The organism is Thermorudis peleae (genome assembly GCF_000744775.1).
GTDB lineage: Bacteria > Chloroflexota > Chloroflexia > Thermomicrobiales > Thermomicrobiaceae > Thermorudis > Thermorudis peleae.
In genome coordinates this window covers 744,659-757,049 of record NZ_JQMP01000003.1, presented here as the reverse complement: position 1 = coordinate 757,049, position 12,391 = coordinate 744,659, and the positions used below count along the sequence as shown (strand labels likewise).

The following is a 12,391-nucleotide window of genomic DNA, read 5'->3' as shown; positions in this document are numbered from 1 at the left end:
GAGAACACATCATGGAACTCGCAATTGTTGGACTAGGGCGAATGGGTGGCAATATGGTTCGGCGGCTTCTCCAGGGCGGACACCGTGTCATCGCCCACAACCGCAGCCCTGAGCCAATTCGTGAAGCCGAAGCGGCAGGCGCAATTGGGGCATATACCCCCGAAGAGGTCGTCCATCATCTGCAGCCACCACGCGTCATTTGGATCATGGTGCCGGCCGGAGATCCAACCGAGCATATGATTGAGACATTCCGGCCCTTGCTTAGTCCAGGAGATATTCTCATCGATGGCGGAAACTCTTACTGGAAGGACTCCGTTCGCCGCGCTGAGCGCTTACGCCAGGATGGCATCCGCTTCCTCGACGTGGGCACAAGCGGCGGGATTTGGGGCCTGGAATACGGCTATTGTCTCATGATTGGTGGTGACGAAGAAGCCTTCAAGCTCGTTGAGCCAGCCTTTCAGACCCTGGCTCCACAAGACGGTTACCGCTACGTAGGGCCAAGCGGCGCTGGGCATTTCGCCAAGATGGTCCATAACGGCATCGAGTACGGGATGCTCCAAGCGTATGGCGAAGGGTTCGAAATTTTGAAGGCCTCGCCATACCAGTACGACCTGGCAGCACTCGCTAAGCTCTGGAACCATGGTAGTGTGATCCGCTCATGGCTCCTTGAGCTTGCCGAGCGCGCCTTCCAGAACGACCCTGAACTCAGCACGATCCGAGGGTATGTCGAAGATTCAGGTGAAGGGCGATGGACTGTGTTAACTGCCATCGAAGAAGATGTGCCGGCGCCAGTGATTACGCTCTCCTTGCAGATGCGCTTCCGCTCACGGCAAGACGATTCCTTTGCAGCAAAAGTGATCGCCGCGCTCCGGCACGAATTTGGTGGTCACGCAGTTCAGAAGGAATCTTCGTCACAAGCGGAAACGTAGGCCCGGGAGGACAGCGACGATGACTGCACTTGCAACCAATCCGCTGCGCGAAGGGCTGCGACTTGAACGGATTCCTGATCCTTGCGTCATGGTTATCTTTGGCGCATCCGGCGACCTTACCCACCGAAAGCTCGTTCCTGCACTCTACAACTTAGCGTATGACGGCTTACTGCCACCTGGATTCAGCATCGTTGGCTTTGCCCGACGACCAATGAGCGACGAGGAATTTCGAGCTGACCTTCGCGCCTCAGTCGAGCGGTTTTCTCGTCGTAAGCCAATTGACGAAGATGTGTGGGAGAGTTTTGCGCAAGGCATCCGCTACTTCGCTGCCGATTTTACTAATCGGTCAGCTTTCCCAAAGCTCGGCGACCTGCTTGCAACACTCGATCGCGAGCGCGGTACCGGGGGTAACCGGATCTTCTACCTCGCAGTCCCTCCGGACAGCTATGAGCTGATTGTTGAGCAGCTTGCCGAAGCCGGACTGAACCAACCAACAAACGCCTCAGCATGGGTACGGCTTGTCGTCGAGAAGCCCTTCGGGCACGATCTTGAAAGTGCCGTAAAGCTCAACAACTTCCTCTTGCAGTACTTTCGTGAGGAGCAGATCTTTCGCATTGACCATTATCTCGGTAAGGAAACCGTTCAAAATATCCTGGTCTTTCGCTTCGCAAATGGCATTTTCGAGCCGATTTGGAATCGCAACTATATTGACCACGTCCAGATCACCGTTGCTGAAAGCATTGGCATCGAGGGGCGTGGTGGTTACTACGATCGCGCTGGGGCGCTGCGCGATATGGTGCAGAACCATATGATGCAGCTCCTGAGTATTATCGCGATGGAGCCACCCATTGCCTTTGAAGCCGACCCGATCCGCGATGAAAAGGTTAAGGCGCTACGGGCAATCCGGCCAATTCGTCCAGAAGACGTTGCCGAGCAAACAGTCCGTGGGCAATATGGTCCTGGCTTTATTGGCGGCCGGCCAGTTCCAGGATATCGGCAAGAGCCACGCGTCAACCCGCACTCAGTTACTGAGACGTATGTCGCTCTCAAGCTTTTTATCGACAACTGGCGATGGGTTGACGTGCCATTTTATCTCCGCACAGGCAAACGGCTCCCACGCCGTGTTACCGAGATCGCCATTCAGTTTAAGCGTGTGCCTCATCCGCTCTTCAAAGGCATCGCTCAAGCTGGCGTCGAGCCGAACGTGTTGATTATCCGCATCCAGCCAGATGAGGGTATCGCACTGAACATTGCAGCGAAGGTCCCAGGGCCACAGGTGCGTGTTCGCACGGTGAACATGGGATTCCTCTATGGAACGAGCTTCCTTGTCCAGGCGCCTGACGCGTACGAACGCCTGTTACTCGACTGTATGCTCGGTGATTCGACGCTCTTTACACGGCGTGACGAAACCGAAGCGGCTTGGCTGCCAATCACCCAAATCTTGAAAGGGTGGGCAGAGATGCCTTCACCGGAGTTCCCCAATTATGACGCTGGTACCTGGGGGCCGCCGGAAGCCGACGAGTTTATCGCGCGCGACGGTCGCCGATGGCGCCGCCCGTAGAATAGCGAAAGGCGGGCAGCGATGGCCAAGATTGAGACAAGTCGACCTCTGCCGCGAGGCCATGGGCCATTCATCGATGTAGAGACGATCGAACGGGAACTTGCTGAGCTATGGCAAACGCCAAGTGCTTTCGATGCACGCGGCGCGGCAGTGACGCTGAGTCGCACCAGTGTACTAACACTCTTCGTGTTCGTTACTGGAGACACGCAAGCCGCTGAGGCGCGCGAATGGATCAGCCAACTCTCGACCCAGCATCCATCGCGTGTCGTCCTGTTGATCATGCCTGAAGGTAGCGAAATCGAAACTGAGCAAGACGCACAGGTCAGCATTCAGTGCCATCTCGAAGGCGGCGAGCGCTTTGCCCCCTGCTGGGAACAGATTACCATTACCCTGAACCAAACGAGTCTTGAAGCACTTTCGAGTATCATCATTCCGCTTGCACTACCCGATCTGCCCTCATTCCTCTGGTGGTATGCCTCGCCGCCTGTCCGTGACCGAGCATTTCGTCGCGTCTGTCAGGCTGTTGATCGGGTCATTCTCGACTCAGTAAACTTTGGGCAACCGCTAGCTGACTTCCTCGCCCTGAGTGCTGTTCTGCCAGAGCTCAGCCGACGAGAGACCGTTCTCTCCGACCTCAATTGGTCACGCTTAGCGCCATGGCAGGAAATGACAGCCCGAACCTTCGACCTCCCGCAGTACCAGTGGGCCCTTGACGCATTAACCGATGTCCAAGTAACGATTGGCCATACACCCGAAAAGCCAGCAAATCCCCTGCAAGCTATCCTCTACCTCGGATGGCTCAGTAACCGCCTCAACTGGCAACTCACCGAGGCCAGTGGAACAGAGGACCGCTGGACGCTTGAAGTACGTGGGCCAGACGATCGGCCAATCCACTGGGAGCTCCTCTGCACGCGCTGCGAGCAAGCGATGAGCGGACACCTCTTGACCGTTCAATTCCGAGCACAACAACGAGGTGAACAGATTCGCTTCGCGATTACACGCAGCGAAGAGCGCCAAACGATGGTCAAGCTTCATTTAATCGATCACCGGCAACAAGAAATGCACTACGCATTTCACCACGCACACCTTGACCCCCAACGCCTGCTCCTTCGTGAGCTACAGAGCTTTAGCCCAGATCCACTCTATGCCGAGGCAGTGCATGAAGCAGAACAGTTCGCTCGTGCCCTCCAACGCTGGCTCAATTAGCTGGAAGAAGGAGGAGCTGTGGACATCGTTTTGCTTGACGATCCAACAACACTGACAGAAGAAGCTGCACGACGCATTGCCAATGCCATTCACCAGTGCCTTGCTGAGCAACCCTGGTGTGCCGTCGCACTCTCGGGCGGATCAACCCCTCGACCGGTTTATCAACGGCTGGCTCAGTCACCATATCGTGAGCAGATCGATTGGGCACGTGTCCATTGGTTTTGGGGTGACGAACGGGCGGTTCCCCCCGATCATCCGGACAGCAATTACCGCATGGCATATGAGGCCATGCTTGCTCATGTCCCGGTTCCTTCTGAGAACATTCACCGTATTCCTGCCGAAAAGGGCGCCGAGGCTGCTGCCGAAGCCTATGAGCGTGAGCTGCAACGCGTCTTTCAGCTCCAGCCGGGGGCAGTGCCACGCTTTGACCTTTTGCTGCTCGGCGTTGGAGCCGATGGGCACATTGCGTCACTTTTCCCCAATACCACGGCCCTAGCCGTCCGTGATCGGCTTGTTATCGCAAATTCCGTTCCCCAGCTTAACACTCAGCGCATTACGTTGACCGTGCCCGTCCTTCTGGCCGCTCGAACGATCTTCATCCTGGTGAGTGGCCAGGACAAAGCAGAGGCTGTTGCGCGGGCAATTGAAGGGAACGATGACTGGACGACAACTCCTGCACAATTGCTCCGCGCAGCACAAGGAGACGTGATCTGGTTCCTTGATCGCGCAGCTGCGCAGCGCTTACAGAAAGGGCAATGACATCGTTGTAAGCTCTGGGAAGCCGTATGCTGCTGGAGCGAGAGCCCGCGTCTGTTACGTAGAGAATTATCCAGAAAATCCCTACCCTGGCAGCACATTCTTGGAGTAGGATTGATCACGAGCGCAAGGGAGTGAAGGTCGAACCAGGAGGCAAAAGACCATGTTTGAGGGATTGCTTCAGCCAGCGCACCTGATTCTGATCCTGATCATCGTGCTCATTCTCTTCGGACCGGGCAAGCTCCCCGAGATCGGCTCAGCGATTGGGCGCAGCATCCGGGAGTTCCGCCACAGCGTTCGCGAGGAAGTCGGAGACGCGAATCAACAAGCCCACGTCACGGTAACAGAGCAATCGCAGGACGCTCAAGTTCGCTAGTTTGCATGCGGGCAGCGTTATCCTTAACCCTTCCTGCCCGCGTATGTCACAAGCAGGAAGGGCTGTGTATCACCTCAGCAGGTCTAAAGAGTATTGGGTTGTTGGAAACTGAGTAGCTGCGTCACGAGGTCAGTGAGACGCTGGTAGTGCGTACCGTCCCAGTAGATATGGCCGCACAGAATACACTGCCAGCACTGATGGGCGTACGCGCGTGATCGTGGCGGTAGGCGATGCCCTACCGCCTCTTTTGGAATTTCACGGAGCATGCCATTACAACGGAGACAGCGGGTAAAGGGTTGCGCACTGTTCCAAAGGTCAAAGCGAAGCAGAACTTCGCGAACTTGCTCACGCGGCTCTTGCGATCGAACAAAATACCCATGTGTCACTATCCGTCGCTTGAGAAGTTCACGATCGCGTGTGAGCAAGATGCGATGCTCTGCTGCAGCTTGCGCTGCAAGTGTTGAATCATCACTATCGCGCTGATAGGCAGTGTCAAAACCTAACAAGCGAAGATAGGCAACCATTCGTCCCAAATGGACATCGGCAACGAAGCGCGGGACACGCAGTGGTTTCGGCCGTAAGCGTGTCACCGTGGAAATGTCGAGTGTTTCAAAGACAGGATAAACACTAATATAGTCTCCGTCGCCTGGCCGATAGGAAAAGTCTACAGATTGGCCATTCACAAGAATCAAATCAACCTCTGTATGTGGAATGCCAAGCCCCTCCAAGAGATCTTTCACCGTTGTTGGTGACGACAGCGCAACCGGTATAGCCTGTTGGCGCATCTCGACTGGCAGAAAATCATTCAGCTCAGCATAACAACGGACGGTAACGTTCCCAAAAGGCGATACGTTCGATACCCGTTGCAGTGCTGGCATACAGAACTTTCCTGACCACACTCCTCGGCTGTTTCATCTATCATGATACTGGCGGCTGAACCCGCCTGTGATGGTGGCAGTATGGAAACAATGCCAACGTGGCTCCCTGCGCTGAATACTGGGCTGATCGCAATCAGTGGTTTGGCGGCACTCACTGGCTACTTCTGTATCCGGCGCCGTAACATCACAGCTCACAAATGGGCGATGTTGACAGCGCTTACCTTTGCTGCCCTCTTTCTCCTCGTCTATCTCACGCGCGCAGCGCTCTATGGCGGTGCCCATTATGCAGGACATGGTCTGAGCCGAGTGGTCTACTTTGTGATCTTGATCTCACACTCGATTCTCGCCGCGGCACTCGGGCCACTTGCGCTGGTGACCGCATATCGCGCCCTCACGCGACAGTTTCGTCGCCACCGACGCATTGCACGCTTCACGCTACCGATTTGGCTTTACGTCGCCGTCACTGGCTGGATCATTTACGTCATGCTTTATGGGTTATAAGTGTTAAAGGCAGGATAGGCAATGACGGGAACGTTGACGACCACACAACCGCGGCACTCCACCACAGCCGAGCCAGCCGTTGTTGTACGCGATCTTGTGAAACGCTATGGTGACCGCATTGCGGTAAATCGGCTCAGCTTCACTATCATGCGCGGGGAAGTATTCGCTCTGCTTGGGCCGAATGGCGCAGGGAAGACAACGACGATTGAAATCCTCGAAGGGTATCGGGCTGCTGATGGCGGCGAGGTTCGCGTCCTCGGGCTTGACCCACAACGTGACAGCGCTGAATTGCGTCAGCGTATTGGAGTGATGCTCCAAGAATCAGGGCTTTACCCCCGAGCGACTCCGATTGAACTGCTTCAGCTCTTCCACAGTTTCTATCGTAATCCAGAAGATCCTTGGGAACTCATTCGCCTTGTTGGTCTTGAAGAAGTTGCACGGACGCGTTTCCGGCAACTTTCCGGCGGCCAGCAGCGACGATTAGCACTGGCGATTGCCTTGATTGGCAAACCTGAGTTGCTCTTCCTCGACGAACCGACGACTGGCATGGACCCTCAAGCACGCCGGCTGACGTGGAACATTATCTCGGAGCTACGCGAGCGCGGCATTACGATAGTGCTCACTACTCACTTTATGGAGGAAGCTGAGCGACTTGCCGACCGTGTCGCCATTATTGACCATGGGCAACTCATTGCATTGGCAACGCCGGCAGAATTAACCCGGGCAAGCACGGACACCGTGCAATTTAGCGGTCCGGCTGGTCTTGACCTCCAGCAGATTCAGCGCTTGCCCTCCGTTCGCTCAGTCATCGAGCAAGAACCGGGACATTATGTCGCTCAAGCATCTGATCCCGCAGCGTTGCTTGCTGAGCTCACCGCGTGGGCGCGCGATCATGCTATCTTGCTCACTGAACTTCGCGTCGGTCATGCCTCGCTTGAAGATGTCTTCCTCAGCCTCACTGGCCACGAGCTACGGGAGTAAACGACGATGCGCGCACTCCTTGCCCAGACCCAAATGGAACTACGTCTTTTGTTGCGCCAGGGAGAGTCCGTCTTAATCACAATGGTCGTTCCTCTTGCGCTTCTCGTGTTCTTTGGTGCCCTGGGTGTCAAACCGCCAGGCTATGCCCGCCCAATCGATTTCCTTCTACCGGGCATGCTTGCCCTTGCCGTGATGTCTGCAGGTCTGGTTAGCCTCAGCATTCGGACAGCATATGAGCGAGCATACGGGGTATTAAAGCGTCTTGGGAGCACGCCACTTGGACGTCCCCGCCTCTTGGCTGCCAAGGTGTTGTCTGTAATCGTCGTTGAGGTTGTCGAGATCGCCCTGCTGCTCCTCGTTGCAGCGTGGCTCTATCACTGGCGTCCAGCCGGCTCAGCCCTTTGGGCCATTGTGGTACTCCTGATTGGGACAGCAACATTCAGCAGTATCGGGCTCCTGCTCGCTGGTACACTGCGGGCCGAGACGACCCTCGCCTTAGCGAATGGCCTCTACTTGCTTCTTCTCCTTGTCGGTGGAGTTGTCTGGCCGGTGGAACGACTCCCCCGTCCTCTCGAACTGGTCGGGCTTGTTCTGCCCTCCAATGCCCTTGCCTCAGCTTTACGTGCAAGCTTGGGGGCCAGTGGTCCATCCCCAATCTTCGGCCTGGTGAGCTTACTGCTGTGGTGCGGAATCGCGCTGGTCTGTGCCGTGCGCACCTTCCGTTGGGAGTAACGCTGCATTGTCGTCAAGCATAACCAAGGTTTCGAGCGGACAACGACGAAGCAACGCAAGGTCAGCAGTCGGTAGCGGCCGCGGCACAGCCTTAAGCATCCGTGCATCGTAGCGAAAGGCAATCTGCTGCTCTGGGTCAACAATCAGACGCCCTGAACCGAACGTTGCCCCAGTGAGGGCTTGGAGGGCATCTACAAGGTGCCCAAGCGCCGGTTGATTGCCAACAACAAGCTGCAAGCGCTCGTCTTTCGGACGAACCTGCCAGCATGTTGCAACATACTGCACGAGGCGCGCTGCAACGACGACCGCTGGGCAGCGTTCACCATGGAAATTCGCCGCTTCAGCTTCAAACTCACTGAGCCACTCAGGAGTCATGACGTCAAATGAAAAGCGATCTCGGGAACTTCGTGCCGCAAAGATGCAGTCGATGCTTGGCGAGTATCGCTTGAGATCAACTACCGGCGTTCCGTCAATCAGATCAAGCGGGTCAACGTGCAAAACGCCATCATGGACTGTAATCAGACGGGTGGCTGTCAATGCAAGCGGATTGGGACGCGCAACGGAACGGAGGCCGAACACCCCGCGCTGGCGACGCTCAGGATCATATCCAGGGCGAACAACTTGCAGGCGTTGCCGGTCAGATGCTGTAAACCAACCGATCACCCAAATGTGGGTATTCTCCTCGATATGCAGAAGACCATCGCGATACGCCGGAAAGATTTCAATTTCTGCTGGTACCCCACCGGCTGGCATGAGGCGACGATCGGTAATTGGCGAATGAACAACACCAATTGGATGAAGCACAAGCTCTTCCTGCATGTTTCTTCCACTACTTTCGATTCTGTTATGACTGCACAACCCGGACAGTGATGGTATGTAAGCCTGTTGCCCCATCAGGGAGCGGCGGACGAGGCTTCGCGTCCTGTGGGGATCCTGTGCCATCCCACGCCCGGACAACTATCCGATACGCCCCAACCGTACGTGGTTGCCAGTACATGCGCCAGCGCACCCATGTCAACGGTGACAACGGTGGTTCAAGCATTGCAGGAGCCCAGCTTTCCCCACCATCCAGTGAGACTTCAACGCGCGAAATTCCTCGTTCACCGGCAAACGCGATGCCGCCAATCAGCACCTTGCCGCCAAGAGGAATACGTTCACCATTATGAGGCACATCAATCCGTGACATAGTCTGGACAATCGCACTGTCACTCCACCCACGCTCTTGCCAGTACCCCTTGAAGTCATACGGAACGAGTTCAATCGCTGTGAGCCACTTGACGTTCTTCATCCCATAAATATTTGGGACGATGATCCGCGCAGGGAAACCATGCTCCGTTGGTAACGGTTCGCCATTCAGCGCATAGACAAGAAGCGTAGTCGGCTGCAATGCTTTCATGAGTGGAATCGAATCGCTGTAGCCATCAGCCGCATGAAAGACGACATCGACAACGTCAGGCAACGGTTGGACTTCCTGCAAGAGATCAGCAAGACGAATCCCCGTCCACTGGCCAGTACTGATGAGGTCACCGCCAACGTCGTTGCTAATGCATTCGAGTGTTGTTGTCAAGGATAGCGCTGGCCTTGCCTTGAGCTCGGTATAGTGAAGCGTCAGAGGATGGGCAACATGGCCAGTAACGGTGAGTTGCCAGGAGGAAGGATCGACCTTGGGATCGACGAAATTCTTTGAGACAACGTAGAAATCCGCCGTTGGAGTGAGCGCTGGGGTCAACCCTTGTGCGTCAGTCACAGGAGCGCGGCTGGAACGTGCAAAGAGTTGTCCAGCAAATCGGAGCGCATACCCAGCGGCTACGAGGCCAAGCAGTCCATAGGCACCGAGCCGAAGAAAGCGACGACGTTCGGAGACCGAGACTGTCTGATCGGAGCCAGGAGTCACGCCACTCATGACAATGACAGCAAAGCTCAATGCGCCAATAAGAAACGCAAGGCTTGTCCAAAGAGGCCCAGCTTGAGCACTGCGGCCAACGATCCCAACACCACCCAGGGGAGCAAGAACCACTGCGTGGGCAAGCCAAAAGAGTGCCATCATCCCAACAGCAACCGTGATTTGCCGCACATTTCGTGCGAGAAGCTGCTGGGCAAGGAGAGCAACCAAACCACCGATAAGCCCATAGCCAATCAGGATCAGCAAGAAGACCAAGGGTTTAGCCGCCGCTTCCAGCGCGCCAAGAAGTGCTGCAAAAATTGAGAGCGGGAGAAGTGCCGTGATCCGATCCGTAAGCAACTGGGCCGGCGACGGCGTTTGCCAGAGTTGAGCCAGCACGATCACGACCAGTGCACCGATCATGCTGCCAAGTGCACCGACCAAGAAGGGTATCCATCGCTGCCGTTTCGTCATCACACGCTGTCCTCTACAACGCTGTCCCTGATAGCTATACGACGGACTCCCGTCACCTGGTTCGTCACCTGGCATGCTCACTCGCGCTGCTTGAGCCCAATGTGACGAAAGAAAGTCGTGAGATCAAAGCGATCAAGAGCAGCACGATAGAGCTCTCGCCCATCACGTTCGGCGCGGATATCTCGTGTCCCAATCCAAACCTCCAACCCGGGCAGATCGGGATGCACCAAGCTAACTAATGCGCTACTACCGTAGCCACGACGAAACCCGTGTTGCTCGAGCACCGCGATAAGCCTCTCCACCGTGTCAGTGGGCATCTAACTCTCCTTTCGCCGCTACTGGCCATATAAAGGCGGCATGTGAGTGGTGGATCACACTCCGTACAATATGATCACGGCGGTACGCCGGAGCAGGGCAAGAAAGGCAACGCCAATGGCTGAACATTCGACTGTTCCAGAGATTACAACAGAGTTTAGCGAAATTGACCTACGCTGTCCTCGATGCCACATTAGCTGGCAAGCACCGGTTGCTCGTCGCGTTAATGTGGCAACTCATCCAGACGCCCGCCTAGGCATCCTCTTAAAAACCATGCATCGGGCAGTGTGCCCAAGTTGCCATACCGTGCGCGAGATCGACACGATTTTCGACTATTATGACCCACAGCGAAAGCTCGTTGTTCAAGTACGACCAGCTTGGGAAATCCATGCTGGAGGCGGCGAGGAGTGGTATTGGGCGCGCTATGAAGATCTGGTCTTGAAATACGCGGACTACGATGTCAAAGTTGATGTTGTCTTCGGCTTCGATGAGATGATTGAGAAGTATCTCGGTGGGGCGGCCGCTGTCGAAGAAGCAAAGCGTGAATGGGCAGCACGCACAAAGCGGCAACAGGCACAAGAAGCCAACGCGCCGGAAACAGCATCAGACCGGAAGGAGACAGAATGAGCCGCTGGCTACCGGTTCCGATCGAACCACACGCTCCTGAAGTCGCATCAGATCAGGTCCATATTACCCGACCAGCATCATCGTTCCTGCCATACGCGTCACGAGCACTTGACGCGCTCAACACGCTTGCAGAGCTTGCGCGGCTCAGCAGAAACGTTCGCCACCGCCGGTCAACTGATCCAACAACGCCGTCACCTCAGCCCCTTGCGTGCTCCTATGAACTCGTCGTGACGATGCGCAATCGGCAGGGACAACACGTGACAATTCACGAGCGTCAGACAGTTATCGTGAACCATGCCCAGTCGCCTGAATCAAACAACCGGGCGTTGCTCGGTTGGCGTCCGGGATGGCGCACCCTCGGACTCGCCGGGATGCTGCTAGTGCTTGGCCTCACCCGTGCCGGAAGAGGAGAACGACACGGATAGTGGCCACCACAATCCCGCTGACCAACGAGCGTTATTCTTCCTCTTCTTCTGCGCGAGACGCCGCCGGGCGATCGCCAAGCTCTTCCGCCAACGCTTCCTCGCCTGGCACCTCGGCTTCCTCAACCGTCTCCTCTTCGACGACAACAACGACCTCGTCTGGGTCGGTTACAAGCTCAACTCCAGCTGGCAGCGGAATTTCGCCAGCATGGATGACAAGCCGATCCGGATTCAATACGCTCAAGTCCACTTCGATCTGGGTTGGGACATTTTGCGGAAGCGCCCGAACCTCGAGCTCTGCTCGCGGATACGCAACGACACCAACAACGTCTGGTGGCAGCGCCCCAACACCGACCACTGGTACCGTCACCACGACCGGTCGCTGGAGGTCAGGAGCATAGAATTCGACATTCTGGACTTCGCGCGAAACTGGATGGACCGCAACCTCACGAATGAAGACTGAATACACCTGTCCATCAAGCAGAATATCAACCAACGACGTCGTACCGGCCCGATGGTAGACCTGGGCAAACGCTCGTGCATCAACCGTGATCGGCAGTGGCTGTGCAACGACTGGGCCATAGAGCACTGCTGGCGTCTGTCCTTGGCGGCGAAGACGCTTGACCTTCTTGCCAACAATGGTCCGCACTGTTGCTTGCAGCGTTGGATGTTCTGCCATGTGCTCCCTCCCGGAAACCCCTTGCGCATTCTCCATCTTCGCGCGTGCACCGCGCACTCAAGCCAGAGGGGT

15 protein-coding genes are annotated in these 12,391 nt (G+C 56.1%); 10 read left to right on the top strand and 5 right to left on the bottom strand.

Features of this window, described 5'->3' with window-relative positions; all coding sequences use genetic code 11:
* Nucleotides 1-11: 11 nt before the first annotated feature.
* From gnd to tatA, 5 genes are all read left to right on the top strand, one after another.
* Nucleotides 12-929, top strand: a complete 918-nt coding sequence (gnd, locus tag N675_RS06530; protein WP_038038629.1) for a phosphogluconate dehydrogenase (NAD(+)-dependent, decarboxylating) — start codon at nucleotides 12-14, stop codon at nucleotides 927-929.
* 19 nt (nucleotides 930-948) lie between these two features.
* Entirely contained in the window at nucleotides 949-2,490 is a 1,542-nt protein-coding gene (gene zwf / locus N675_RS06525; RefSeq protein ID WP_038038628.1) for a glucose-6-phosphate dehydrogenase, read from the top strand.
* Between the two features lie 21 nt (nucleotides 2,491-2,511).
* A complete protein-coding gene (locus N675_RS06520) occupies nucleotides 2,512-3,696 on the top strand; it encodes a glucose-6-phosphate dehydrogenase assembly protein OpcA (protein WP_038038627.1) in 1,185 nt (394 codons plus the stop codon).
* An 18-nt stretch (nucleotides 3,697-3,714) separates the two neighbouring features.
* Entirely contained in the window at nucleotides 3,715-4,455 is a 741-nt protein-coding gene (gene pgl / locus N675_RS06515) for a 6-phosphogluconolactonase (protein ID WP_038038626.1), read from the top strand.
* 160 nt (nucleotides 4,456-4,615) lie between these two features.
* Nucleotides 4,616-4,828 carry a twin-arginine translocase TatA/TatE family subunit gene (gene tatA / locus N675_RS06510; RefSeq protein WP_038038625.1) on the top strand — a complete coding sequence of 71 codons (213 nt, stop codon included), beginning with the start codon at nucleotides 4,616-4,618 and terminating at the stop codon, nucleotides 4,826-4,828.
* Nucleotides 4,829-4,911: 83 nt separating this feature from the next.
* Here the strand turns inward: tatA and N675_RS06505 are convergent, their stop codons facing one another.
* Nucleotides 4,912-5,706 (bottom strand): Mut7-C RNAse domain-containing protein, encoded by a 795-nt coding sequence (locus tag N675_RS06505; RefSeq protein WP_038038624.1) that lies wholly within the window; start codon nucleotides 5,704-5,706, stop codon nucleotides 4,912-4,914.
* Nucleotides 5,707-5,796: 90 nt separating this feature from the next.
* On the opposite strand from N675_RS06505, the gene N675_RS06500 reads away from it, so the two are divergent.
* From N675_RS06500 to N675_RS06490, 3 genes are read left to right on the top strand one after another with little or no spacing between them, the layout of a single operon-like run.
* Entirely contained in the window at nucleotides 5,797-6,207 is a 411-nt protein-coding gene (locus N675_RS06500; RefSeq protein WP_038038623.1) for a DUF420 domain-containing protein, read from the top strand.
* 21 nt (nucleotides 6,208-6,228) lie between these two features.
* A complete protein-coding gene (locus N675_RS06495) occupies nucleotides 6,229-7,188 on the top strand; it encodes an ABC transporter ATP-binding protein (RefSeq protein WP_051914336.1) in 960 nt (319 codons plus the stop codon).
* Between the two features lie 6 nt (nucleotides 7,189-7,194).
* A complete protein-coding gene (locus N675_RS06490) occupies nucleotides 7,195-7,920 on the top strand; it encodes an ABC transporter permease (protein WP_038038622.1) in 726 nt (241 codons plus the stop codon).
* Here the strand turns inward: N675_RS06490 and tsaA are convergent.
* From tsaA to N675_RS06475, 3 genes are all read right to left on the bottom strand, one after another.
* Complete coding sequence (gene tsaA, locus N675_RS13625; RefSeq protein ID WP_051914335.1) at nucleotides 7,861-8,739, bottom strand: tRNA (N6-threonylcarbamoyladenosine(37)-N6)-methyltransferase TrmO; 879 nt, start codon at nucleotides 8,737-8,739, stop codon at nucleotides 7,861-7,863. The genes N675_RS06490 and tsaA overlap by 60 nt on opposite strands.
* Before the next feature lie 25 nt (nucleotides 8,740-8,764).
* On the bottom strand, nucleotides 8,765-10,276 hold the full coding sequence (locus N675_RS06480; RefSeq protein ID WP_038038621.1) for a molybdopterin-dependent oxidoreductase: 1,512 nt from the start codon (nucleotides 10,274-10,276) through the stop codon (nucleotides 8,765-8,767).
* Between the two features lie 77 nt (nucleotides 10,277-10,353).
* Nucleotides 10,354-10,593, bottom strand: a complete 240-nt coding sequence (locus tag N675_RS06475) for a hypothetical protein (RefSeq protein WP_038038617.1) — start codon at nucleotides 10,591-10,593, stop codon at nucleotides 10,354-10,356.
* Nucleotides 10,594-10,708: 115 nt separating this feature from the next.
* Here N675_RS06475 and N675_RS06470 point away from each other — a divergent pair, with 115 nt between their 5' ends.
* Nucleotides 10,709-11,218 (top strand): CpXC domain-containing protein, encoded by a 510-nt coding sequence (locus N675_RS06470; RefSeq protein ID WP_038038616.1) that lies wholly within the window; start codon nucleotides 10,709-10,711, stop codon nucleotides 11,216-11,218.
* Nucleotides 11,215-11,643 (top strand): hypothetical protein, encoded by a 429-nt coding sequence (locus N675_RS06465; RefSeq protein WP_038038615.1) that lies wholly within the window; start codon nucleotides 11,215-11,217, stop codon nucleotides 11,641-11,643. The genes N675_RS06470 and N675_RS06465 overlap by 4 nt, the downstream gene beginning before the upstream one ends.
* Nucleotides 11,644-11,674: 31 nt before the next feature.
* Here N675_RS06465 and N675_RS06460 read toward each other — a convergent pair whose 3' ends face one another.
* The gene (locus N675_RS06460; RefSeq protein WP_038038614.1) at nucleotides 11,675-12,319 is read right to left on the bottom strand and encodes a 50S ribosomal protein L25; all 645 of its coding nucleotides are present in this window, start codon (nucleotides 12,317-12,319) and stop codon (nucleotides 11,675-11,677) included.
* Nucleotides 12,320-12,391 lie beyond the last annotated feature (72 nt).